Here is a 22,610-nt window from a genome sequence, read left to right as displayed (position 1 = left end):
TCTGGGGAGGAATTACACCGGTGTGATTCGGTACGCTCCCGCAGCCCGGGCTGAGCGGGGAGTCCGCCTACTTCCACCAGGGCGTCATGAGGAAGCCCACGAGCACGAGGCCGAAGCCCACGAAGATGTTGGCCTGACCGAGCGCGGGGACGGGAAGCGGAAGGGGCGTCGCGCTTGTGATGTAGTAGAGCACGATCCACACGAGGCCGAGCAGCATGAAGCCGAACATGACCGGCTTGAACCACACCGGGTTGGGTGCGTCCTTCCGAGCGGAGGCGGCCTCGGCCCGCTCCTGCGCGAGCTCGCCCGACTTGCGCTTGCTTACATTCTTCCCAGCTGCTGCCATGGCCAAGAGTCTACCGGGTCTCCCGGGGTTCCGGCTGGGCCTCAGCCTGCGCGGCATACAATGTGAGGGTGAAGGAGTCTCGCGGAGTGCGCGGCCGGCGCAGGCGGGCTCGCCTGAGCCCGCTCACGGTGATCGGCGAGCTGCTGCTGCTCGGGGGGCTGGGCGTGCTCGGCTACATCGTCTGGCAGCCCTGGCACACCGGCCTCACCGTGACGGCGAAGCAGACCGAGCTCTCGGCCGGTGACTCCGCTCGGTGGGACGCCGCGGCCGCGCCCGTGCAGGAGGGAACGGTCCCCGTCACGGCGAAGCCCGCGGCCGGAGAGCCGTTCGCGGTGCTGTACGCCCCCGCCTTCGGCACCACGTATGCGAACCGCATCGCCGAGACCACCGATTGGTCGACCGTGCTCAATGTCGACGAGAAGGGCATCGGCCGCTACGAGTACACGCAGCTGCCGGGCGAACCGGGCAACTTCGCGCTCGCCGGGCACCGATCCGGTCCGCTCATCAACGCGTTCCGCGAGGTGATGAACCTGCGCGTGGGCGATCCGCTGTTCGTCGAGACCGCCGACGGCTGGTACACCTACCGCTTCCGCTCCATCGAGTACGTGCTTCCCGACGAGACCGACGTGCTCAACCCGTTCCCCCGGCTCGAGGGCGCCCCCGGCGAGGACCAGATCCTCACGCTCACCACGTGCCACCCGAAGCAGGCGGGCAGCGACGAGCGCGCTATCGCCTACTCCGTGTTCGAGGGCTTCCAGCCGCGCAGCGAGGGGCCGCCGGCGGAGCTGCTCGAACTCAATCCCACCATGGAGGGCACGCAGGCGCCCAGAGGGGACCAAAGCTGATGTTCTCGCTGCTCTGGCGATTCTTCCCGGGGCCGGCCTGGCTGCGGGTGATCGTGCTGCTGCTCGCGGCGGCGGTGCTGGTCTACGTGCTCATCGCCTATGTCTACCCGTGGGCTGCCCTGTACTTCCAGGCTGAGGAGGCGACGGTCGGATCATGACGAGCATTCTGGTCATCGACAACTACGACAGCTTCGTATACACGCTGAACGGCTATCTGCAGCAGCTCGGCGCGTCGACGCGGGTGATCCGCAACGACGAGGTGAGCACCGGCGAACTCGAGCACCTGGTTACCGAGTATGACGGGGTGCTCATCTCACCGGGCCCGGGAACGCCGGCCGATGCGGGCATCTCGATCCCGATGGTGGGCATCGCCCTGCGCTCGGGCGTGCCGCTGCTGGGCGTGTGCCTCGGGCACCAGGCGATCGCCGAGGCGCTCGGAGCGACCGTCACCCACGCAGACGAGCTGATGCACGGCAAGGTGTCGCGGGTGCACCACGCCGGCGACCCGTTCTTCGAGGGCGTCGCGCCCGAGTTCGACGCGACTCGCTATCACTCCCTCGCCGTCGTGCGGGACACGGTGCCCGACGCGCTCGTGATCACCGCCGAGACGGCGAGCGGGATCGTCATGGCCCTTCGGCACCGGGAGCTGCCCATCTACGGCGTGCAGTACCACCCGGAGTCGGTGCTCACGGAGGGCGGCTATCGTCAGCTGGGCAACTGGCTGACCGTGGTCGGCCTGCCCAACGCGGCGCAGGTGGCCGCCTCGCTGTCTCCCCTGATCAAGGGCTGACGGAGGCCTTCCCGGGTCACCGTCAGGAGGAGCAGTACTTGATCTCGAGCGCCGAGCCCTGCGCCTGCTCTCCCGCGAGGGACTGCCACGTGACGGGGAAGTTCGGCTGCGCCGGGCAGCTGTCGGGCGTCTCCGTGACCTCGAGATTGAGGCTGTCGAGCTTGGATCGGGCCACCTCCAGCGGCGCGCCCAGAACATCGGGCACCATCACCTTGCCGCTCGCGACCTTCACCTCGACGCTCGCGCCGGAGGCCAGCTCGGTGCCGGGCTCGGGGATCACCTCGAGCACGCGTCCCGCCGGCAGCACGGGATCGTTGACGCTGGTCTCGAGCCCGACGGCGAGCCCGAGGTCGGCGAGCGCCTGCTTGTAGTCCTCGAGCGACATGTTCTCGACCTCGGGCACCTTCGCCCGCTCCGGGCCGGTGGAGATGTACAGCGTGATGGAGTCGCCGACCGTGAGCACCGTGCCCTTCTCGGGGTCGCTCGATATGACGCGGTCGGCGGCCACGGTATCGCTCGTCTGCTCGACCGTCAGGGGGACGAGCCCCTTCTTCTGCAGCAGCTCCATCGCCTCGGCGCGCTCCAGGTCGACGAGCTGGGGCACCTCGCGCGAGTTGTCGGGGATGAACTGCTGAGGGGCGAGCGTGACGAGCCAGAAGACCACCGCGACGATCACGGCGCCGACGGTGAGGATCGCCGCCCAGGTCCACATGACCGGCGGGCGGCTCTGGGTGCGAGCTGCGCCCCCGCCCTCCGAGAGCTGGCGCAGCGCGAGGTCCGACTCGGAGACCTCCTCGCCGCCGGAGAACAGCACGGTGTCCTGCTGCTGCACCGCGAGCTTCGGCATCTTGCCGCTGGCGGCGACGCGCAGCGCGTCTCGGAACTCGGAGGCGGACTGGAAGCGCTTGGAGCGATCCTTCGCCATGCCGTAAAGCACCACGCGATCGAGCTCCGGGGGCACGTCGGGGTTGCGGTCGCTCGGCGGCTTGGGCCGCTCGCTCACGTGCTGGTAGGCGACCGCCACGGCGGTGTCTCCGCGGAACGGCACGTCGCCCGTGAGCAGCTCGTACAGCAGCACGGCCGTCGAGTAGAGATCGGTGCGCGCGTCGATGGACTCGCCCTTGGCCTGCTCGGGAGAGAAGTATGCGGCGGTGCCCAGGATCGCGGTGGTCTGCTGCAGCGTCGAAGAGGTCTCGGAGACGGCGCGCGCGATGCCGAAGTCCATCACCTTGACCTGGCCGGTCTTGGTGATCATGATATTGGCCGGCTTGATGTCGCGGTGCACGATGCCGGCGCGGTGCGAGTACTCGAGCGCGGTGAGCACGGAGTCGACCACGCGGCAGGCCTCGGACTGCGACAGCCGGCCCTCGGCGACCAGCTGACGGAGATTGGTGCCCTCGATGTACTCCATGACGATGAACGGCAGCCGCTTGGGCCCCTCGGCCGTCTGGATGAGGTCGTCGCCCGCGTCGAACACGCGCACCACCGTGGGGTGCGCCATGCGTGAGGCCGACTGCGCCTCCTGGCGGAAGCGGGAGCGGAACTCCTCGTCGCCCGCCAAGTCGGCCTTCATCACCTTGATGGCCACCTGTCGCCCGAGCTTCGTGTCGGTGCCACGGTACACGGTCGCCATGCCGCCCTGACCGACGAACTCGCCGATGGCGTAGCGTCCGGCGAGGATGCGCTGCTCGCCGTCGCCATCGGTGGTATCGGGCATGGTCACCTCTTCCGTGCTCATGGTTGCCTCCAAGTTTATCGGGACCGTTGCTGAGCGATCCCGCCGCGGTCAGTTGCCGCTGCGATTGCCGGGGTTGTTTCCGCCCCCGCCGCCACCGTTCTCGGGCCCGCTTCCCGAGCCTGCCTCGTTGACGGTGACCTCGAGGGCGCCCGACGGATTGGAAGCGCGCGGCTGGGCGCCGTCACAGGTGTAGCTGTAAGTGATGGTGACGGTGCCCGCCTTCAGCGCCTGAATCTGAGCGCCGCTCCGCGATGCGGGCCCCGTCAGGCGCGCGATCGTCGTGTCGCTGATCTGCACCTCGTAGCCCCCGAGCTGCAGGCCGGTGGGGCAGGAGGAGGCGAAGCCCTGGATGGCGAAGTTGTCGCCCACGTTCACCGTCGCGGGCCCCGTCGGGGCGGGCGGGTCGGCGATGGTGCCGAACGCCACGTTCACCGTGAGCACGATCTGCTGGTCGAACGGCACGCGCGCGCCCTTCGGGTTGACGTCCGAGACGGCGCCCACCTGGTCGTCGGCCACCTGGGCGCCGTTCTGCGGGGGCGCGATGTTGGTGAAGCCGAGCTGCTGCAGGTAGACGACCGCCTCGTCGTAGCTCTTGCCCACGATCTGCGCCGAGTCGATCTGGCCAGTGGTCGGGGTCTGAGTGGGCGGCGGCGTGGTGGTGGTCGGCGGCGGGGTCGTGGTCGTGGTGGTCGTCGTCTCGGCGGGCCTGCGGTCGTTCCCGCCGCTGAGCAGGGCGTAGGCGGTGCCCCCGCCGATGATGACGAGCAGTATCAGCAGCGTGATGAGCGGCCAGGTCCAGGGGTTGCGCTTCTTCTTCTCGGGCTCGGCGGCGGGGCTCGGGGCCTCATCGTCGGCGATCGCGGCGTCGGTCAGACCCGGCAGCGCCGTGGTCCGCGGCAGCGCCGTGGTGGCAGCGTCCATCAGCCGGGTCTGCTGCGGCATGACGGTCGTGGCCGGCTGGGGGTCTCCGAGCACCTGCGGCACGTAGCTCGCGGCCAGCGCCACGTCGCCCCGGTGCAGCGCGGTCGCGGCCTGGGCCAGCTTCGCGGCGGTCTGCGGCCGCCCGGCGGCGTCCTTCGCGAGGCAGGCCATCACGAGATTGCGCACCGGCTCCGGTACGTCGCCCGGCAGATCGGGCGGCGTGTCGTTGATCTGCGCCATCGCGATGGCCACCTGCGACTCGCCGGTGAACGGACGCTTGCCGGCGAGGCACTCGTAGGCCACGACGCCGAGCGAGTAGATGTCGGTCGCGGCGGTCGCGGTGTGCCCGCTCGCCTGCTCGGGCGCGAGGTACTGCACCGTGCCCATGACCTGCCCGGTCGCGGTGAGCGGCACCTGGTCGGCGATCCGCGCGATGCCGAAGTCGGTGATCTTCACCCTGCCCTCGGGCGTGATGAGCAGGTTGCCGGGCTTGATGTCGCGGTGCACGAGGCCGGCGTCGTGGGCGGCCTGCAGCGAGGTCGCGGTCTGGGCCACGATCCCGAGCACGCGATTGGCGGGCAGGCGCCCCTCGCGCTCGATGATCGCCGAGAGCGGCTCGCCGGGCACGAGCTCCATGACGATGTACGCGGAACCCTGCTCCTCGCCGTAGTCGAAGACGTTCGCGATGCCCTCGTGATTGACGAGTGCGGCGTGGCGGGCCTCGGCGCGGAAGCGCTCGAGGAAGCCCGGGTCCCCCATGTACTCGTCCTTGAGGATCTTGATGGCGACGGTGCGGCCGATGATGCTGTCGGTCGCCTTCCACACCTCGCCCATGCCTCCGACGGCGATCCTCGAGCTGAGCTCGTAGCGTCCGCCGAATGTGATCCCTGCCGCTGGCCTCATCCGTTCAACACCGCTTCCATTACTCGTTTTCCGACTGCCGTGGGGAGGTCGAACGAACCACCCTGAAATCCGTAGGCCTCGCCCCCGCCGTTAGCGATTACCACGGCGACCGCCACCTGCGGGTCGTCCACCGGGGCGAAACCGGTGAACCACAGCGTGTAGGGGAGGTCGTTGCCGTCCTCTCCGCGGCCGTTCTCGGCGGTGCCCGTCTTTCCGGCGACCCGCACCCCCTCGATGCCCGCCTTCTGAGCGAGGCCCTCGGGACTGGAGACGCCCTGCTCCATCATGCCAGCCACCGCATTCGCCGTTTTCTCCGAGACGGGCTTCGAGAACTCTTCAGGGGTGTACTCCTTCTCGACCCGCAGGTCGGGCGTGATGACCCGCTCGACGAGGTAGGGCTTCATGACGCTGCCGCCGTTGGCGATGCCGGCCGAGACCATCGCGACCTGGAGCGGCGTGACGCGCACGTCGAGCTGGCCGATCGAGGAGAGCGCGGTCTGCGCTCGGTCCTCGGGGACCGGCGAGGCGCTCGGGGTGACCTGGAGCGGGATCGAGAGCTCCCGGTCGAACCCGAATGAGCGAGCCATGTCGGGGACCACGTTGCGCTCCATGCCCATCGCCATCTCGGCGATCGGGATGTTGCACGACAGCACGAGCGCCTGTTCGAGCGTGGCCTTCGCCCCCGACCCGCAGGTGGTGCGCGACGCGTTCTGCATCACCGACGACGACTGCGGCAGGGTGAGCTGGGCGGGGTTCTCGAACGCGGTGGACGGGGTCGCCTTGCCGGCCTCGATCGCCGCCGCGGCCGTGACGAGCTTGTAGACGGAGCCCGGCGGGTAGAGGTCTCCCGCGATGGCGCGGTTCTGCAGCGGCCGCGTGGGATCCTCGTCGAGCTGCCGGTAGTTGGCGATGATCTCGGCGTCGCTGTTCGTCGAGAGCAGGTTGGGGTCGAAGCTCGGCGTCGAGACGAGCGCGAGGATCTTGCCGGTCTTCGGCTGGACCGCCACGACCGCGCCCTCGAAGCCGCCCTCGGCCATGGCCGCCGCCGCCGCGGACTGCGCCGCGGGATCGATCGTGGTCTGCACGGAGCTGCCCTGCGGTGCGACGCCGTTGAGCGTGTTCATGATCCGCGTGAAGAACTGAGCGTTGCCGACGCCCGAGAGGGCCGGGTTCATCGCCGACTCGAGTCCGGTCATACCCTGCGTGTGCGAGAAGTAGCCCGTGATGGGGGCGTAGAGCTGCCCGTCGGAGTACTGGCGCACGAAGCGGAACGAGTCGCCCGTCGGCGTCGAGAAGGCGACGGGATTCCCATCGACCAGGATCGAGCCCCGCTCGACCTTGTAGCCGTTCTTCACCGTGCGGCCGTTCAGCTCGTTGGCGCGCAGGTCGTCGGCCGACACGAACTGGATCATGGTGACGGCGAAGAACAGCACCAGGAACATGGCGAACACGGTGCGGGAGAGGAACTTCAGCTGCTTGTTCATGAGCGGATCACCAGCTTCGGTCGGTTGCGCACCGAGCCCGAGAGCAGGATCAGCAGCGCGATGATGATCCAGTTCGATACGAGCGAGGAGCCGCCGGCCGCGAGAAACGGCGCGGTGAGACCGGTGAGCGGGATGACGCGGGTCACGCCGCCGACCACGATGAACACCTGCAGCGCGATCGTGAAGGCGAGGCCCGAGGCGAGCAGCTTGCCGAAGTCGTCCTGGCCCGCGAAGCCGATGCGCAGGCCGCGGCCCACGAGCAGCAGGTAGGCGGCGAGGATCACGAACAGGCCGATGAGGCCCAGCTCCTCGCCGAGGCTCGGGATGATGTAGTCGCTGAACGACAGCGGCGTGTCAGCGGGATAGCCCTGACCGAGCCCGGTGCCCGTCATACCTCCGTTGGCCAGGCCGAACAGCCCCTGCACCATCTGGTAGCTGGAGCCGTGCGCGTCGGCGAACGGGTCGAGCCAGTTCACGAAGCGGCTTTTGACGTACCCGAGGGTCTGACTCGCTACGAGGCCGCCGACGAGGAACAGCCCGACGCCCAGGACGATCCAGCCGATGCGCCCCGTCGCGAGGTACAGCATCGACAGGAACAGGCCGAAGTACAGCAGCGACGTGCCGAGGTCGCGCTGGAACACGAGCACCGACATCGCGGCCAGCCAGAAGACCAGCAGCGGACCGAGATCCCGCGCGCGGGGGAAGCGGATTCCGAGCACCTTCTTGCCCACCATGGCCAGCGAGTCCCGGTTGCGCACCAGGTAGCCGGCGAAGAAGATCGCGAGCAGGATCTTCGCGATCTCGCCCGGCTGGAAGGAGAACTCGCCGATGCGGATCCAGACCCGTGCGCCGTTGATGGTGCTGCCGATCCCGGGCAGCATCGGCAGCAGGAGCAGGATCACCGCGCCGAGACCGGTCAGGTAGGTGTACCGGAACAGCACCATGTGCTTGCGGATCACCAGGAGCACGACGATCGCCGCGACGACCGCGATCGTCGACCACAGCAGCTGCCGCACCGGATCCGCGTCGTCGTCGTCCAGAGAGATGCGGTAGATCATGGCGATGCCGACCACGTTCAGCATGGTCGCGATCGGCATGATGAGCGGATCGGCATCGGGCGCGATCCGCCGGATCGTGATGTGCAGCCCGAGGATCGCCACGATGAACGCCGCCCCCATCGGCAGAAGCGTCGTGGTGGGCTTGCCGGTCACGGTCAGATCGATGATGACGACCGCCGCGATGCCGACGGCGATCGCGAAGAGCAGCAGCGACAGCTCGAGGCCCAGCAGCTTGCGGGGAGCGCGGAGCGCGGTGATGCGCTGCAGCACGGTCTCGCTGGTGCGGGTCTTCTCGAAGGCGCGCGGCTGGCCGGCCTGACGGCTACTCATCGTTCACCCCCAGCCGCAGTACGATCTCGCGCGCCTCCTCGAGCGAGCCCGCGCCGAGCGTGCGCTCCACCTGGCGCTGCTCGAGCCCGTCGAGCTCGGAGAGCGGGATCTCGGTGTCCTCGGCGACCGAGTACAGCGTGATCGAGCCGAGGTTCTGCTGCACGCCGCGGTAGATGATCACGGTCTCGCCGTCGGTGCCCACGAAGTAGCGGCTCTGCGTCCACTGGTAGCCGAAGAGCAGCGCGCCGCCGAGCGCGAGCAGCACGGCCACCACACCGAGCGCCCACAGCAGGCGGCGGCGGCGGTTGCGGCGTCTCGTCTCGGCAATGAGCTCGGCGAGGTACTCGTCGACGCGGGGCTCGAACTGGCTCTCGGCGACCACGGGCGGGCGGCGCACCAGGCGGCGGCGGCCCATGAGGCGGGTGCGGGCCGTCGTGGTGTCGCCGTCGCGCAGGTCGGCGGAGGTGGCCGCCGAGCCTGCGAAGCGGCGGTTCGATTCGGGCAGCTCACTGGTGGCATTGGGGTCGGTCTGCGGCGCCTCCTCGGTCTCGACGAGCACGACCGTGACGTTGTCGGGGGCGCCGTGCGCGAGGCTCTTGTCGATGAGCGCGTCGACGGCGCCCTGCAGCGAAGTGCGGCGGCGCAGGATCTTCTCGATATCGTGATCCTCGACGTACCCGCAGAGACCGTCGGAGCAGAGCAGCCAGACGTCGCCGGGCCGCGTATCGAGCACGTCGGTGTCGACCTGGGGCGACGCGTCGACGTCGCCCAGCACGCGCATCAGCACCGAGCGCCGCGGGTGGGTCTTCGCCTCCTCCTCGGTGATCTTGCCGCTGTCGACCAGGCGCTGCACGAAGGTGTGGTCCTTCGTGGTCTGCTGCAGGTGGTTGTCGCGAAGCAGATACAGTCGCGAGTCGCCGATGTGCGCGAGTGCGAGCTTGTCCCCGACTGGGATGAAGCCGGTGAAGGTGGTGCCCAGGCCCGCGAGCTCGGGCCGATCCTTCACGGCGGAGCGCAGCTTGGCGTTCGTGTCGAGGATCGCCGTGCGCAGCGTGTTGGTCGTCGCCTCGGGGCCCCCCGTGGGGGGCAGATCGAGCGCCGACATCTCCCGTGCGGCGATCGCCGAGGCGACGTCGCCTCCCGCATGGCCCCCCATGCCGTCGGCGACGAGGAAGAGGTGGTCGCCGGCGAAGCCCGAATCCTGGTTGTTCGAGCGCACCATGCCGACGTGGGAGCCGATGGCGCTGTCGTACTTGACCCGCACGCTCAGGGCCTCAGCTCGAAGGTCGTCGTGCCGATGGTGACGGGCGTGAATGGCGGAACCGGGACCGGTTGCGAGATTCGCTCGCCGTCGACGCGCGTGCCGTTGGTCGAGTCGAGGTCGGTGAGAACCCACTGCTCGCCGCTTCGGGCGAGGCGGGCGTGGTAGGTGGAGGTGTAGTCGTCGACGATGACGAGGGTCGAGTCGCTGCTGCGGCCGATCGTAATGATGTCTTCATCGAGCTGGATCGACGTGCCGTTCGCGACGCCGGAGGTGATCACGAGGTGCCGGGCGGCTCCGGATCCGCCGGCCGAGGGGAGCGCGCCGCCGCTCGGGGTGATCGCCGGGCCCGGCCGCGGTTGGGGTGGGGCGCTCGCGGCGGCGGGACCGCTCGGCGCGGAGACCACGGCCGACACCTGGCCGGCCGGCTGCGGCTGCGATCCCTCCTGCGGGTCGTTGCCGTCAGTGCGCAGGCGCCGCACCGGGGCGCCGAAGAGGTCGCTGCGCAGCGCGTACACGATGGCGAAGATGAAGAACCAGAGCAGCAGAAGAAATCCGATGCGCAGGATGAGCAGGGTGAGTTCGCTCACAGCCCCCTCCAGAAGTCCTGATCGATGCTCGGAGCCTCGTCGGGCTTCGAGGTCTGCGCAGGGTGGGCGCGCGTCGATGGTGCGGCGGGGGACGGGGGCGTCTGCGAACGGCGCGCCGGAGCGGGGCGGCCGCGCCCCGGAACGAGCTGGAAGCGGAGCGCCGTCTGCCCGATCGTGATGACGATGCCGGGGGCGAGCGCGGCCTCGCGGAAGCGCTGCCCGTCGATCTTGGAGCCGTTGGTCGAGCCCAGGTCGCGGGCGATGCCGGCCGACCCGTCCCAGATGATCTCGAGGTGCTTGCGGGAGGCCGCGTTGTCGGTGATGCGGATGCCGCAGTCGCTGCCGCGCCCCACCGTGGTGGTGCCGCGGCGCAGCTCGTGGCGCGCGCCCTCGACGTCGATGACCGCGACCCAGTCCACCGAGCCCTCGACGCGCGAGGCGTCGATCTCGAGCACGCCGGGGGTGAGCGAGGCGTCGGATCGGATCTCGACATCCGGATCACCCAGCAGTTGGTAGCTCTGGCGCTTCGCGTGCTTGACGACGACGCCGCGCAGCTCCTGCTCCAGCGTGTCGCCGAGCGTCTGCAGACGATCGGCGTCCTTCGGCGCCACGCGCGCGGTGAAGCGGTTGGGGGCGAGCACCCGATCGCGATCGACGATCACGGCTCCGATGTCGAGCTCGCGCTTCAGGGCCGAGGCGATCTCGACGGGCTGCACACCCGAGCGGAACGTGCGGGCGAATGCGCCGTTGACGGCGCGCTCGAGCCCGCGCTCGACGCTGTCGAGAATGCCCATGCGCCGCCCCTTTCCTCTCCCTCGGTCCTTTGCATCAGCTGCTGCTCGCATCGGCACCCGGAATCCACCTGCCGATGCGGCCTAGTTTAGCCAGCAGTTTAACCGGCTTTGGTGGGAGCGCCCCGCTGCTGATAAGCTTGGGGAGTTGTCCGAGCGGAGCAGCTCCGGACACGACTCGCGCGAGTGGCGGAATTGGCAGACGCGCTGGCTTCAGGTGCCAGTGCCCGCAAGGGCGTGGGGGTTCAAGTCCCCCCTCGCGCACGCGAATGAAAGGGCCCCTGACCTGGGATAACACTTCCCGGGTCGGGGGTCGTTTGCGTTGGAAGTGCTAGAAAAGGTGCTAAGCCTTGCCGAGGTGGGCGGCGAAGCGGTCTACGGCCGACCTCTGCATGGTCGGGGTGACGTGGGAGTAGATGTTCATCGTCGTCGTGATCGTTGAGTGCCCCAGGCGCTCTTGTACGACCTTGGGGTGTACGCCCATTTCCAGCAGCAGGGTCGCGTGGGTGTGACGCAGCCCTTTGATCGTGACGCGGTGCATGGTGTCGTACTTCTTCGTGAGCCAGTTCATACGGCGATCCCACCGGCTCGTCATCGCGTCAGGTGAGCGCAGCTTCCCGTCGTCGTCGCCGAAGATGTAGGCGTCGGCCTTCGCGAGCGTGAACGAGAGTTCCGCGCGGGCGACCTTGTACGAGGCGAGCACCTTCAACGTTTCCTCGTCTACGTCGATCACGCGGGCATTGCCGGTCTTCGGGGGCTTGGTCTTCGTCCAGTCGTCGGTGTCGACCGCGCGGCGGATACTGACCCGCATCGCCTTGGTGTTGACGTCGCTCCACTTCAACGCGAGGGCTTCGCTGCGCCTCATGCCGGTATAGGCGATGAGACGCCACAAGGGGAAGAGCTCGTCTTCGCGGTCGTCGCGGTTCCAGGTGAGGAAGGTCTGCAACTGCTCGGCCGTCCAGGTGACGATCTCGGGCTTCTGCGCCCGCACCTCGCTCGTGGTCGGCGGCTTGACGGTGCGCTTCTTCTTCGCCGGGTTCACCGTCAGGTGCCCGTCGTCGATCGCGGCATCGAGGATCGCACCCAACACGACATGCACCTTGTGCACCGAGTTCGCAGACAAGGGCTTGCCTTTGCCGTACTCGTCGTTGCGGCCGTGGTCTTCGAGGTCGCGGTAGTGGCGGGCGATCCGGGTGGCGGTGAGCTTGTCGAGCCGGATCGCGCCGAGCTGCGGGCGGATGTGGTTGCGGATGATCTTCTTGTACCCCTTGATCGTGGACGCCGCGAGCTTGAGCCCGGCTGCCCACTCGTCCGCGTACGCGCCCACGGTCGGCACCTTGCTGCCGAACTTCTCGTTCTGCTTCCGCTGCTTCAACGCCTCCTGCAAGGCGTCGTTGGCGTCATCGGTACTCGTGAACCCGGATCGAGTGAGACGCCGCATCCCCATCTCGGGGTACTCGGGGTCTTTCGGAACGTAGATCTGGAACCGCCACCGCTTGCCCTTGTCGGTCTGATACTCCTGGATCGAGCCGGGCTGCCGGGAACGCGAACGCCGCTGCTGCTTCTCACCCCCGCTGTTCCCGTCGGTGTCGGGCGGGGTCTTGATGGTCATGACAGGGTGCTCCTCGCTGTGGTCGTGCCGGGCTGGTGGGTCTGGGCGTAGTTGTCGATGTAGTCGGCGGCATTGAACACACGCCCCTCCGGGTCGAGCTGCACGCCCCGCTCCCGGATCACTCGCGCCCGCGCTCGCGCGGCGTCCAGGCGTTCTTGGTAGGCGGCGATGGTCTTCGGGTGCGCGCTCGGCTTCTCGGGATCGTCCTTGCCGGGGGCGGTCATTCCGGCGAGGGTGGTTTCGAGGTGGTGGATGCGGTCGGTGCAGATCACCCATTCCTGCTGCCAGTAGTTGAACAGCCCCTCGTCGGTGAGCACGAGTTCCCCGCGCATCCACCGGTCGATCTCCTCAGGCTCGAACCCCTCCGGAACCCCTGTGAGGGCTGTCTGCCCGTCTGGCGGGGTGAGGAGGGCTGCGGGGGTGGTGCGCAGCAGGTAGGCGATGACGGTGAGGTCGTCCACGTCGACCCGGCGATCCCCGGATTCGAGTTTGCTGATCCCCGACGGTGAGAGTTTCCGCCCGGTGGCGGCAATCCCGTCCGAGAGGGTGCGCAAGTCCATACCGATCGCTTGGCGGGCAGCGCGGATGTTGTGCGCGACGTGCGTGTTCGTGATTCCTGCGGGGTTGCCCCGCACCCGTTCTGTTTCCATGCAAGAAATCTACAGCGCGCTACTTGACAACGCAAGCCCCTTCGTTTTACTTTGGGATGCACCTCTTCTCGCGCGCGTGACTAGAACGGATGGTGTGATGATGCGGCAGAGCACTCTCGACCTGGACGACCTCCGCAAACGGCGCAGCCTGGTCATCACCCGCAAAGAGGCCGCCGAAGCGCTCGGGGTCGATCCCCGCACGATCACCACGAGCATCAATGACGGCACGATCCCCTCGGTCAAGCTCGGCAGGCGGGTCGTGATCCCGCGCGAGAAGTTCCTCGCCCTCTTCGCCGAGACGGATTCCGCGGGGGCGTGACGGCGGAGGGCGTGCCGAAGCGGCACCCCGCGCACCTCAGCGACCCCAGAACATCGGTGGGACACGTGAGCCGCTGACGCCTGAGCCACTGCGCCGAGGGCAAGGGCGCGACGCGCCCGCGGCAGTTCATTCATGCTGCGTCACAGGCCACGCGCTGGGCCGTTGTGCTGGGGCATGCTTCGGTGCTGCTCGTAGTCGTGCGACACGGCGCGTTCCCGCTCCGCGCGCTGTGCGTCGCGTGCGGCATGTTCGGCGCGGGTCTGCTCGATCCGCACCAGGGCCTCGTCGGGTGTGAGAGAGCGCAGCAGGTCGGCTTCGGCGCGGGCGCGCTTCGCGGTCTGTGCCGCGCGTGCGGCTTGCTGTGCGGGGTTCGCCGACAGGTAGGCGTACTGGTTGCGGAGCACGGTTTCCGCGCCGAACACGCGGCCGAGCGCGGCCAGCCGCATCGTCTGCGCTCGTTCCGGCCTCGTGACCAGCGCATCACGCGCGGCCCGGTGCTCCTGCTCGGCTTCGGTCACGCGCGGATCGGCGTCGATCACCGGCCTCGTGACGCGATCCACCCACGCCTGGGCGCGCTCGTTCCATCTCGGCGGGCCGCCCCAGCCGTCCGTGAGTCGCTGCCGCGCCTGCCGGGCGCGCGCCTGCGCGGTTTCGTGGTCGGTGCGGGCGCGGCGCTTCCCGAACCACGATGCCGCCCGCACCTGCTCACCGGCGACGTGTTCGGCGGCATCGGCATCCTGCCAGTGGCTCAGCGCCGCGCCCGCCGCCGCAACAATCGGGGCGGCAACCTCGGCCCGCACCTGCTCGGCGCGCTGCTTCGCTGCCGCCTCGGCCGCGCGAGCCTGCTCGCGCACGGCCGTCTCCTGCTCGTGCAGGTCGGCGAGGGCGGTGCGGGCCTGCTCCCAGCGTGCGGCCTGCGCCTCCGCCTTCTCCGCCCGCTGGAGGAGCGCAGCCACCTCATCGGCAACGAACTTCACCGGCCCCTCTGCAGTGAGGCCGGTGACGGCTTCGGTGGCGCGCTGGGTGGCATCGGCCAGGCCGCGGTCAGCGCGGTCGCGTTCCATCGCCGCCACGAACTGCGCCCGCGCATCCGCAGCGCTCTCCGCGACGACGTGCAGCGTGTTGGTCTCTCGTCCACGGGTCATGCCGACATAGACGCCCGCGGCGCTGGTCGCGTCGGTGAGGAGCGTGTGCGAGGCCGTCACGGTCGCGCCCTGCACGCCGTAGGCGGTCGCGGCATAGGACAGGTGCGCGTGCTCGGCCACGTACTCGGCCGGGAGATGCACGGTGCGCTGCCGCTTCCGCCCGCCGCCCGCCTCGCGCACGGAGAGCGCCCCGCCCGGTTCGACGTGCTGCACGATCCACTGCTGCCGGTTCGCCACTCCTACCGCGGCGTTGTTCTTCCGGGTCTGGATCAGGTCGCCTGCGCCGATGGGGAGGCCGTCGTTCCCGTACACGGTTCGCGCGTCGTCGACCTCCCCGCGTGTGACTCGTTCGGCCCGGATGTAGGCATTGAGGGTGCGGGCTTCGTCATTCGTGCTCACGGTGACGGCTTCGCCGTCCTGCCGCTGCTGGGCGATGTGCTCGCGCGCATCCTCGCCGCTTTCGTGCAGGCGGATCAAGCCGAACGCGGTGAGCTGGTCGAACACGGTGCCGGGGTCGCGGCCGTCGCGCATGCGCAGGGTGAGGTCGGCGTATTCGGGGTTGGTGAAGCGGTGCACTTCAGCCATATCGAAGACGCGCCCCCTGATGTGTGCGGCGAGGTCGAGTACGCCGCCGCGCCCGACCGCCGCGAGCTGCGCACGATCCCCGACCAGCGCGACGGTCGCCCCCGCCTCATCGCAGACGGTCAGGAGGGCGAGGGCGGTGTCTTGGTCGAGCATCCCGGCCTCGTCCACGATCACCCGCTCGCCCCGCGACAGCCGTGTCGCCTGGCTGGGGCCGTGGTAGGTGCGGCCCGTCTCGGGGTCGGTATCGCCGGGGGTCAGGCGCGTCCATACGCCGTCCTCGTTCCAGCGCCACCCGTGCGCGTGCACGAGCGCTTGGGCGCTCGTTGCGGGGATACCGAGTTCGTGTTGCGCGACCTGCGCGGCGCGCAACGTCGGCGCAACCACCCGCGACGCCTGCCCGTGCTGCGCGGCGACATGGATGGCGGCGCCGAGCATTGTGGTCTTCCCCGCACCCGCGGCGCCCTCCACAATCACGAGCGGATCAGGGGAGGCGACCGCGGCGGCGGCACGCTCCTGCCCGGCATCGAGGCCTCGTGCCTGCGTTGCCTCGCGCACGTCCGGATGCTCCGGCTCCCGCCTCGGCACCCGCGCGGTGAGAAGGCCGCGCAACTGTGTCTCAGCCTGCACGACGCGCAGGCTCGTCAGATGCGCGACATGCTCCGGGGTCGGTGCGCCGGGCGGGAGGATCGAGAAGCAATCCTCCTTCGCCAACGCGGTCGCGACGTGCACGAACTCGCGAATCTCGGCAGGCGTGGCTCGCACGCCGTGCTCGGTCATGATCCGGGTCGCGTGCTCCTGCACCGTGTGCCGCGTCCACGCCGACCCGCCCGCGGCGCACCGATCCAGCGCCCGACTCGCCACAGTCTGCACCGACAGGTCATCGAGCGACGCCGGCGCACGAACCGTAGGCCGGCGCAAGGTGTCCGGGTCGTAGCCGGCCTCCCGTAGCTCCGCCTCCCAGGCGTGTTCTTCGTGCAGGGTGGTGGGCTTCTTCGCGGGCCGCTCGTGCGCCCACGCTTTCGCGGCGAGACGGGCGGAGACGACCGGCCCCATCGTCTCGCCCGGATGCGCGGCCTCCCACTCCGCTTCGAAGCGTTCAAGATGCTTGCGGACTTGCTCACCGCGTTTGCTCATCACACTGTTGAACCGCTCGAGCTCGACCACCTCGCCCGTCACCGGGTCGAGGGTCAGGCCGTGCCGATCCAACACCGAAGCAAGCTCCGGGTGCGCGGCGATCACGGCGGTGCCGAGAGCACGGATCGCACCCTGCTGCCGGAACAACGCCGCGGTATCCAAGGCACGCCACTTCCCGGCGGCCCATACGCGGGTGCCGATCTGGAAATGGATATGCCGGTGCGGATCACCCGCTCGTGACGTGCGATGCGACACCGCCACGGTCTGCAACTGCTGGACGGGCACGACCTCTTGTTTGCCGCGCGGCCCGACCCGGGTCACGGAGTGCTCGGCGAGCCACCGCTGAATCTCCGCCACCGCGTCCTGCTGCGCCCGGTCGAGCACGTCGGAGACCTCCGGGTGCAGGGCTGCGGCGATCGAGAGCGACTTCGGAGCGTTCACGACCATCTCCGCGAACCGGGGCGACCCCTGCCGTGCCTCGCCTGGCAGACGGGGCGTGCCCATCGACTCGCCCGTGACCGGGTTCACCCAGTCCACCCACGCCGCATACGCCGCAGGATCAAGGCCCAGCGCCGCGGTCACGTTCCCCTCACCATCGAGAGCCGTGAACTCGGCCACGGAGGCATCCGCACCGAGGTAGTAGTCATCCGCGCGGGCACGGTCAGCCTCGACATAGCGGCGCGCGTCAGCCCCGGAGCCCCGGAACAGGATCACGCCGCCATGCATGACACTCACCACCCGCTGTTTCTAACACGGAAACTGAAGTATCTACCAGGGTAGCATACGTTCATTCAGAAGAACACATTCAGAAGAACATCCAGAAGGGAACTCAGCACATCCCGTGTATTCGCTTTAAGTAGATGCACGGTGCTGATCCTCTCGAGACAAAGAGTCGCCAGGGGTTCTGCGCGCTTGTGGAAGAACGCAAGATGTCGCTTTCGGAGAGCGGTTGCGTCAATCCTGATTGGGTCGCGACGTCTTGGAGTCCATGGACACAAGGCAGGGGGTGTCAGTTGTTGAATGACGTGAGAACTTCAGCGCAGAGATGCCATGCGTTCCTGATCCAAAAGTGCATATCTCGAAACAGTCTTGAAATATTCCGCACTCCGTGAGATTCTTTCTAAGGCCGCATATAGAACCAAGTTCCAATGGAGGAATCTTTGTGTCAATCGAACTGAAGAGTGTTTCGAAGCAGTATCCGGGGGTGGACCACTTCTCGGTTCGAGACGTGAACCTCACTGTGGCGACCGGGGAGTTTATCGCTCTCATCGGGGGCAGCGGGTGCGGCAAGTCGACGACGCTGCGTATGATCAACAGGCTCATCGAGCCGACATCGGGTGACATCCTCATGGACGGCGAGTCCGTCAAGGGCGTGGATCCCGTGGAGTTGCGACGCAAGATCGGCTACGTGATCCAGAGCGTCGGGCTCATGCCGCACCTCACCATCGGCGAGAACATCGGTTTCGTGGCGAAGTTGATGAAGCAGCCCAAGCAGCAAATCGAGTCGCGCGTCGAAGAACTGCTCGACACGGTCGGCCTGGAGCCGGCTCTGTATCGCGATCGCTTCCCCCGGCAGTTGTCGGGAGGGCAGCAGCAGCGTGCTGGTGTGGCGCGTTCGCTCATGCTCGATCCCCCGGTCATCCTCATGGACGAGCCCTTCGGAGCCATCGACGCGCTGTTGCGGAAGCAGCTGCAGCTCGAGGTGCGCGAACTGCAGAAGCGCCTGCAGAAGACCGTCGTCATCGTCACGCACGATATCTCCGAGGCCTTCCTGCTCGGCGACCGCGTTGCCGTGATGGACCGGGGCGAGCTGCTGCAGGTCGGCACGCCGCACGAGCTCATTAACGCACCCGCGCACAAGGTCGTCGCCGACTTCCTCGACGACGAGGTCCGTCTGCGTCGCCTGGACCTACTTACCGTCGCAGACGCGCTGGATCTCGCCCCGACGACCGATCCCGCCGACGACGAGATGCGGCTCGACGGCTCGCTCAGCCTGCGCAAGGGCCTGGTCAAGGTCGCGGCGAACTCGACCGACTCGACCATCGCGATCGAGGAGGGCGGCCGGGTACTCGGGCGGATCACCACACGCGAGTTCCTGCGCTATGTGGCGCAGAACACCAATAAGAACACAGAGGTCGTCAATGTCGTTCGCTGACATCCTTGACTACTTCGAGTACAACTGGGACACTTTGCTCGAGCTCACCGCCGAGCACGCCTGGATGAGCCTGATCGCGCTCATCGCCTCGATCCTTATCGGCTTTCCCCTCGGCTTCCTTCTGCTCGGCCGCCCGAAGCTCGAAAACTTCGCGCTGACCACCGCCGGGATCCTCTACACCATTCCCAGCCTCGCGTTACTCGCGGTGCTCATTCCCGTCACGGGCCTCGGGATCGAGACCGTAGTGATCGCGCTGGTGCTCTACTCGCTGCTCGTCATCATGCGCAACGTGCTGATGGGGCTCGCCTCGACGCCGCCCGAGCTGCTCGACGCGGCGAGGGGGATCGGGCTGAACGGCAGCCAGATCCTCTGGCGAGTCCGGCTGCCGCTGGCACTGCCGTACTTCGCGGGCGGCATCCGCGTCGCGGGCGTTTCCATCATCGGCATGGCGACTCTCGCGGCCTGGGTGGGAGCGGGCGGTCTCGGCACACCGATCTTCCGCGGGATCGCGCAGATCGACTTTGCGCAGATCTTTGCGGGCACAATCCTCGTGTTCGTCATCGGCGTCGTCTTCGATCTCGCCCTCGCGCTGATCGAACGAATGCTCAAGAAGCGGATGGGGGTAAACGGATGATCGACGCAATCATCGGAGCGTTCGAGGCCGTCGCGGCGAACCCGGGCGCGTTCTGGGCGACGGTGCTCGCGCACCTGCGCATTTCGGCGGTTGCCATAGTCATCGCCATAGTCATCGCGGTGCCGCTCGGCGTTCTCTCCGTGTACGTGCGGTGGCTCTCGATCCCCGTGATGCTGCTCGCGAACCTCGGACGCATCGTGCCGAGCCTCGCCGTGCTGGCGATCTGCCTCCCTTTCTTCGGGGTCGGCGACACCACGGCACTGATCGCGCTGGTCGCGCTCGCCGTGCTGCCGATCCTGGTGAATGTGCGCATCGGGATCCTCGAGGTGAGCCCCGCCGCGATCGACGCGGCGAAGGGCATCGGGCTGCGCACCTCGCAGATCTTCACGCGGGTGCAGCTGCCGCTCGCCATGCCGGTGTTCGTCAACGGCCTGCGCACCGCCGCCGTCTACGTCATCTCGAGCGCCACGCTCGCAGCCTTCATCGGCTCCGGCGGGCTCGGCGACCCGATCCTGCAGGGCGTCGCCCTTATGAATGACTCGATGCTGCTCGTGGGCGCGATCCCCGTGACGATCATCGCGATCCTGGCCGACTTACTGCTCGCGCGGCTGGAGCGCGGTGTCACACCCAGGGGAGTGCGCACCACCTGAATACCGCCAACGACGTTGGTATCCCGAACAAGAAAAGGAAACGAATATGCGTAAGAAACTGCGTGCCGTCCTCAGCGTCGCCGCCGTGGCCGGCGTGGCACTCACCGGTCTGACCTCCTGCTCCGGCGGATCCTCCGGCGGAGACACCATCACCGTCGGCTCGAAAGACTTCAGCGAGAACATCGTGCTCGCCGAAATGTTCTCGGCTCTGCTCGAAGAGGGAGGCTATGACGTCAGGGAGTCGCTGAACCTCGGCGGCACCCAGGTGGTCTTCGCCGCGATGGAGTCGGGCAAGGTCGACATCTACCCGGAGTACACCGGTACCGGCCTCACTACTCAGCTCGCGGAGGAGCCGCTCTTCGACGCGGACGAGGTCTACGCGGCGGTGAAGGAGGGCTTCGCCGAGAAGTGGGACATCCGCTGGCTCGAGCCCTACAAGATCAACAACACCTGGTGTCTCGCTGTGACTCAGGAGGCATCGGAGGAGTACGGCATCGAGTCGATCTCCGACCTCGCGGCTAACAACGGCAAGCTCCGCATGGCGCTCACTCAGGAGTTCATCGCCCGCGAGGACGGGCTGCCCGGCTTGAGCGCCAAGTACGGCGGGCTCAAGTTCGCCTCGGAGCAGGCGTTCGCGATCGGCCTGGGCTACCAGGCGATCGCGAACGGTGACGCCGACGGCGGGGTCTGCTTCCGCACCGACGGCCAGATCGCCGCGCAGGATCTCGTGGTGCTCGACGACGACAAGAGCTACTGGCCCCCCTACTACGTCGCCCCGATCGTGCGCGGCGAGGTGCTCGACGCGCACCCCGACATCGCAGACCTTCTCGCGCCCCTCGAGGACGCGCTCGATGAGGAGACCATGCGCGAGCTGAACTGGCAGGTCGACGGCGACAAGCAGGATCCCGAGAAGGTCGCGAAGGAGTTCCTGCAGGAGAAGGGCCTGATCTCCTAGGCTCGGGCCGGGATCGGGCTCCGACGACAAAAACGAATGTGAAAGAGGATCGATGAAGACTACTGGTGCCCTCCTGCAGGAACAGAATGCCCCGTTCGAGATCGCCGAACTCGAACTGGCGGATCCGGGACCCGACGAGGTTCTGGTCGATATCCGTGCAACGGGGGTGTGCGCCTCCGACGCGCATACCCGGACCGGCCGCATCCCGTCGCCGTTGCCCGCGGTGCTGGGACACGAAGGCGCGGGTATCGTGCTCTCGGTGGGTGAGAACGTGACGCACGTCTCCCCGGGCGACCACGTCGCACTGTCGTGGATGCCGAGCTGCGATGTCTGCCGCCACTGCCGGGCGGGGCGCCCGGTGCTCTGCTCCGCCGCGTCGCCATATCTGCTCGCGGGCACACTGCTCGACGGGACCACCCGGCTCAGTCATAACGGGCGGGAGGTGTACCAGTACTCGTTCATCTCGACGTTCGCGAACGCCGCGGTCGTGCCGAAGAACAGCGCGATCAGGATCGATGAGAGCGTGCCGTTCGACGTCGCCGCCCTCATCGGCTGCGCCGTGCTCACCGGCTACGGCGCCGCGGTGAACCGGGCCCGGATCACCCCGGGCAGCACCGCGCTCATCTTCGGCGCCGGTGGCGTGGGACTCAGCGCGGTCATGGGCGCCGTTGTGTCGGGTGCCGCGCAGATCATCGTGGTCGATCCCATTGCGCACAAGCGCGAAGAGGCTCTCGGCTTCGGAGCCACTCACACGCTCTCGAGCGAGGACGACGTGGTCGCCCGTGTGCTCGAGCTGACCGACGGCTTCGGGGCGGACTTCGCGATCGACGGCGTCGGCGCCCCGGGAATCCTCGATACAGCCTTCCGGGCGACGGTCAAGGGCGGCACGATCGTCTGCGTCGGCGTGCCCGCCCCCGATGCCCGTCCGTCCGTGTCTGGCCCCGACCTCGTGCGGCACGAGAAGGTCATCACGGGCAGCCTCTACGGCTCGACGCTCCCGCACCGCGATATCCCGATCATCGCCGAGCTCTATCGACAGGGCAGGCTCCCGCTCGATCGGCTGATCACGAAGCACTACGAACTGGCCCAGATCAACGAGGCTTTCGAAGATCTCGAGGCCGGAAAGCTCAACCGAGGCGTCGTCATGCTCGACGCCGAGAATGGAGGGGAATAACCGTGATCAATCTACTCGACGGCAAGATCCGGATCGGCGAGTCGTTCGTGAGCCTAGGCCCGAACGCGGCGCACACCAACGTCATGCTCGGATCCAACGAAGCGCTCGGGGCTATCTGGGCCTCGATCCTCGGCTCTCCCCGCGCCGGCCACGCGCCGTTCATGGCGGTGCTCGAACCGAACCGCCCGATCGTGCCCCCGACGGTCATCGTCAACAAGGCCGCGGTCGTGAACGATTTCCACGGCAATCTGCTCTGGGGCGCGGTGCAGGCGGGTGTCGCCCGCGGTGCGACCCGTGCGATCGCCGACGGGCTGCTCTCGAGGGAGGAGGCCGAGGAATCGGTGCTCGTATGCGCGGTGTGGGTGAACCCTGCCGCGGATGACGAGCGCCTCATCTTCGAGCGCAACGACGAGGCCGTCTACCAGGCACTGGAGCGCGCCATCAAGGGTTTGCACCGCGCCCACGAGAACGTCTCCGCCATCGACGGGATCCACAATCCGTTCTTCGACCCTCGCGGCACAGCAGAAGGAGAAGCATAAC

General features: G+C 68.1%; 21 protein-coding genes and 1 tRNA gene. 11 read left to right on the top strand and 11 right to left on the bottom strand.

The genetic code is table 11. The features are described from left to right. Positions 1-67 precede the first annotated feature (67 nt). Positions 68-346, bottom strand: coding sequence for a cell division protein CrgA (locus D1J51_RS14730; RefSeq protein ID WP_119076444.1), 279 nt, complete (start codon positions 344-346; stop codon positions 68-70). Positions 347-414: 68 nt separating this feature from the next. Here D1J51_RS14730 and D1J51_RS14725 point away from each other — a divergent pair, with 68 nt between their 5' ends. From D1J51_RS14725 to D1J51_RS14720, 3 genes are read left to right on the top strand one after another with little or no spacing between them, the layout of a single operon-like run. Beyond that, entirely contained in the window at positions 415-1,191 is a 777-nt protein-coding gene (locus D1J51_RS14725) for a class E sortase (RefSeq protein WP_240423329.1), read from the top strand. Beyond that, a complete protein-coding gene (locus D1J51_RS18030; protein ID WP_162903869.1) occupies positions 1,191-1,349 on the top strand; it encodes a hypothetical protein in 159 nt (52 codons plus the stop codon). Before D1J51_RS14725 ends, D1J51_RS18030 begins: the two co-directional genes overlap by 1 nt. Next, positions 1,346-1,981: an anthranilate synthase component II gene (locus D1J51_RS14720; protein WP_119076442.1), complete on the top strand. Its 636-nt coding sequence runs from the start codon at positions 1,346-1,348 to the stop codon at positions 1,979-1,981. Before D1J51_RS18030 ends, D1J51_RS14720 begins: the two co-directional genes overlap by 4 nt. A gap of 22 nt (positions 1,982-2,003) precedes the next feature. Here the strand turns inward: D1J51_RS14720 and pknB are convergent, their stop codons facing one another. From pknB to D1J51_RS14685, 7 genes are read right to left on the bottom strand one after another with little or no spacing between them, the layout of a single operon-like run. Continuing rightward, positions 2,004-3,719, bottom strand: a complete 1,716-nt coding sequence (pknB, locus tag D1J51_RS14715) for a Stk1 family PASTA domain-containing Ser/Thr kinase (RefSeq protein ID WP_119076440.1) — start codon at positions 3,717-3,719, stop codon at positions 2,004-2,006. A 48-nt stretch (positions 3,720-3,767) separates the two neighbouring features. After that, positions 3,768-5,543 (bottom strand): protein kinase domain-containing protein, encoded by a 1,776-nt coding sequence (locus tag D1J51_RS14710; RefSeq protein WP_119076438.1) that lies wholly within the window; start codon positions 5,541-5,543, stop codon positions 3,768-3,770. After that, entirely contained in the window at positions 5,540-7,027 is a 1,488-nt protein-coding gene (locus D1J51_RS14705; RefSeq protein ID WP_119076436.1) for a peptidoglycan D,D-transpeptidase FtsI family protein, read from the bottom strand. The genes D1J51_RS14710 and D1J51_RS14705 overlap by 4 nt, the downstream gene beginning before the upstream one ends. Then, the gene (locus D1J51_RS14700) at positions 7,024-8,415 is read right to left on the bottom strand and encodes an FtsW/RodA/SpoVE family cell cycle protein (RefSeq protein ID WP_119076434.1); all 1,392 of its coding nucleotides are present in this window, start codon (positions 8,413-8,415) and stop codon (positions 7,024-7,026) included. Before D1J51_RS14700 ends, D1J51_RS14705 begins: the two co-directional genes overlap by 4 nt. After that, positions 8,408-9,679: a PP2C family protein-serine/threonine phosphatase gene (locus D1J51_RS14695; protein ID WP_205547935.1), complete on the bottom strand. Its 1,272-nt coding sequence runs from the start codon at positions 9,677-9,679 to the stop codon at positions 8,408-8,410. Before D1J51_RS14695 ends, D1J51_RS14700 begins: the two co-directional genes overlap by 8 nt. A gap of 2 nt (positions 9,680-9,681) precedes the next feature. Continuing rightward, positions 9,682-10,266, bottom strand: coding sequence for an FHA domain-containing protein FhaB/FipA (locus D1J51_RS14690; RefSeq protein ID WP_119076432.1), 585 nt, complete (start codon positions 10,264-10,266; stop codon positions 9,682-9,684). Next, positions 10,263-11,060 (bottom strand): FhaA domain-containing protein, encoded by a 798-nt coding sequence (locus tag D1J51_RS14685; protein WP_119076430.1) that lies wholly within the window; start codon positions 11,058-11,060, stop codon positions 10,263-10,265. Before D1J51_RS14685 ends, D1J51_RS14690 begins: the two co-directional genes overlap by 4 nt. 177 nt (positions 11,061-11,237) lie before the next feature. Between D1J51_RS14685 and D1J51_RS14680 the strand changes: the two genes are divergently transcribed. Beyond that, a tRNA-Leu gene (locus D1J51_RS14680) sits at positions 11,238-11,321 on the top strand. A gap of 79 nt (positions 11,322-11,400) precedes the next feature. Here D1J51_RS14680 and D1J51_RS14675 read toward each other — a convergent pair. After that, on the bottom strand, positions 11,401-12,669 hold the full coding sequence (locus tag D1J51_RS14675; RefSeq protein WP_119076428.1) for a tyrosine-type recombinase/integrase: 1,269 nt from the start codon (positions 12,667-12,669) through the stop codon (positions 11,401-11,403). Beyond that, positions 12,666-13,319 carry a helix-turn-helix domain-containing protein gene (locus D1J51_RS14670; RefSeq protein WP_162903868.1) on the bottom strand — a complete coding sequence of 218 codons (654 nt, stop codon included), beginning with the start codon at positions 13,317-13,319 and terminating at the stop codon, positions 12,666-12,668. The genes D1J51_RS14675 and D1J51_RS14670 overlap by 4 nt, the downstream gene beginning before the upstream one ends. 97 nt (positions 13,320-13,416) lie before the next feature. On the opposite strand from D1J51_RS14670, the gene D1J51_RS14665 reads away from it, so the two are divergent. Continuing rightward, a complete protein-coding gene (locus D1J51_RS14665; RefSeq protein ID WP_205547933.1) occupies positions 13,417-13,638 on the top strand; it encodes a helix-turn-helix domain-containing protein in 222 nt (73 codons plus the stop codon). 140 nt (positions 13,639-13,778) lie between these two features. On the opposite strand, the gene mobF is transcribed toward D1J51_RS14665, so the two are convergent. Further along, positions 13,779-17,228, bottom strand: a complete 3,450-nt coding sequence (gene mobF, locus D1J51_RS14660) for a MobF family relaxase (protein ID WP_119076423.1) — start codon at positions 17,226-17,228, stop codon at positions 13,779-13,781. A 436-nt stretch (positions 17,229-17,664) separates the two neighbouring features. Between mobF and D1J51_RS14655 the strand changes: the two genes are divergently transcribed. From D1J51_RS14655 to D1J51_RS14630, 6 genes are read left to right on the top strand one after another with little or no spacing between them, the layout of a single operon-like run. Beyond that, positions 17,665-18,657 carry an ABC transporter ATP-binding protein gene (locus D1J51_RS14655; protein WP_240423327.1) on the top strand — a complete coding sequence of 331 codons (993 nt, stop codon included), beginning with the start codon at positions 17,665-17,667 and terminating at the stop codon, positions 18,655-18,657. After that, positions 18,644-19,291, top strand: a complete 648-nt coding sequence (locus D1J51_RS14650) for an ABC transporter permease (protein ID WP_162903867.1) — start codon at positions 18,644-18,646, stop codon at positions 19,289-19,291. Before D1J51_RS14655 ends, D1J51_RS14650 begins: the two co-directional genes overlap by 14 nt. Then, entirely contained in the window at positions 19,288-19,941 is a 654-nt protein-coding gene (locus D1J51_RS14645; protein WP_119076419.1) for an ABC transporter permease, read from the top strand. The genes D1J51_RS14650 and D1J51_RS14645 overlap by 4 nt, the downstream gene beginning before the upstream one ends. A gap of 46 nt (positions 19,942-19,987) precedes the next feature. Beyond that, positions 19,988-20,896, top strand: coding sequence for an ABC transporter substrate-binding protein (locus tag D1J51_RS14640; RefSeq protein ID WP_119076417.1), 909 nt, complete (start codon positions 19,988-19,990; stop codon positions 20,894-20,896). Positions 20,897-20,948: 52 nt separating this feature from the next. Continuing rightward, complete coding sequence (locus D1J51_RS14635; protein WP_119076415.1) at positions 20,949-22,070, top strand: zinc-binding dehydrogenase; 1,122 nt, start codon at positions 20,949-20,951, stop codon at positions 22,068-22,070. Positions 22,071-22,072: 2 nt separating this feature from the next. Beyond that, positions 22,073-22,609, top strand: a complete 537-nt coding sequence (locus tag D1J51_RS14630) for a formaldehyde-activating enzyme (protein WP_162903866.1) — start codon at positions 22,073-22,075, stop codon at positions 22,607-22,609. Position 22,610: the final 1 nt, after the last annotated feature.

Origin of the sequence: Leucobacter sp. wl10 (assembly GCF_003569785.1) — a bacterium.
Taxonomy (GTDB): Bacteria; Actinomycetota; Actinomycetes; order Actinomycetales; family Microbacteriaceae; genus Leucobacter.
Note: the sequence above shows the minus strand (reverse complement) of the source record. Positions and strands in the feature narration are given on the sequence as shown.

What these genes read in the sequence shown, in the direction of transcription:
- D1J51_RS14645 (WP_119076419.1), top strand. Translation starts at nt 19,288, where the DNA reads ATGATCGACGCAATCATCGGAGCGTTCGAGGCCGTCGCGGCGAACCCG.
- D1J51_RS14665 (WP_205547933.1), top strand. Translation starts at nt 13,417, where the DNA reads ATGATGCGGCAGAGCACTCTCGACCTGGACGACCTCCGCAAACGGCGC.
- D1J51_RS14675 (WP_119076428.1), bottom strand. Translation starts at nt 12,669, where the DNA reads ATGACCATCAAGACCCCGCCCGACACCGACGGGAACAGCGGGGGTGAG.
- D1J51_RS18030 (WP_162903869.1), top strand. Translation starts at nt 1,191, where the DNA reads ATGTTCTCGCTGCTCTGGCGATTCTTCCCGGGGCCGGCCTGGCTGCGG.
- D1J51_RS14670 (WP_162903868.1), bottom strand. Translation starts at nt 13,319, where the DNA reads ATGGAAACAGAACGGGTGCGGGGCAACCCCGCAGGAATCACGAACACG.
- D1J51_RS14650 (WP_162903867.1), top strand. Translation starts at nt 18,644, where the DNA reads ATGTCGTTCGCTGACATCCTTGACTACTTCGAGTACAACTGGGACACT.
- D1J51_RS14685 (WP_119076430.1), bottom strand. Translation starts at nt 11,060, where the DNA reads ATGGGCATTCTCGACAGCGTCGAGCGCGGGCTCGAGCGCGCCGTCAAC.
- D1J51_RS14710 (WP_119076438.1), bottom strand. Translation starts at nt 5,543, where the DNA reads ATGAGGCCAGCGGCAGGGATCACATTCGGCGGACGCTACGAGCTCAGC.
- D1J51_RS14635 (WP_119076415.1), top strand. Translation starts at nt 20,949, where the DNA reads ATGAAGACTACTGGTGCCCTCCTGCAGGAACAGAATGCCCCGTTCGAG.
- pknB (WP_119076440.1), bottom strand. Translation starts at nt 3,719, where the DNA reads ATGAGCACGGAAGAGGTGACCATGCCCGATACCACCGATGGCGACGGC.
- D1J51_RS14730 (WP_119076444.1), bottom strand. Translation starts at nt 346, where the DNA reads ATGGCAGCAGCTGGGAAGAATGTAAGCAAGCGCAAGTCGGGCGAGCTC.
- D1J51_RS14700 (WP_119076434.1), bottom strand. Translation starts at nt 8,415, where the DNA reads ATGAGTAGCCGTCAGGCCGGCCAGCCGCGCGCCTTCGAGAAGACCCGC.
- D1J51_RS14720 (WP_119076442.1), top strand. Translation starts at nt 1,346, where the DNA reads ATGACGAGCATTCTGGTCATCGACAACTACGACAGCTTCGTATACACG.
- D1J51_RS14705 (WP_119076436.1), bottom strand. Translation starts at nt 7,027, where the DNA reads ATGAACAAGCAGCTGAAGTTCCTCTCCCGCACCGTGTTCGCCATGTTC.
- mobF (WP_119076423.1), bottom strand. Translation starts at nt 17,228, where the DNA reads ATGCATGGCGGCGTGATCCTGTTCCGGGGCTCCGGGGCTGACGCGCGC.
- D1J51_RS14640 (WP_119076417.1), top strand. Translation starts at nt 19,988, where the DNA reads ATGCGTAAGAAACTGCGTGCCGTCCTCAGCGTCGCCGCCGTGGCCGGC.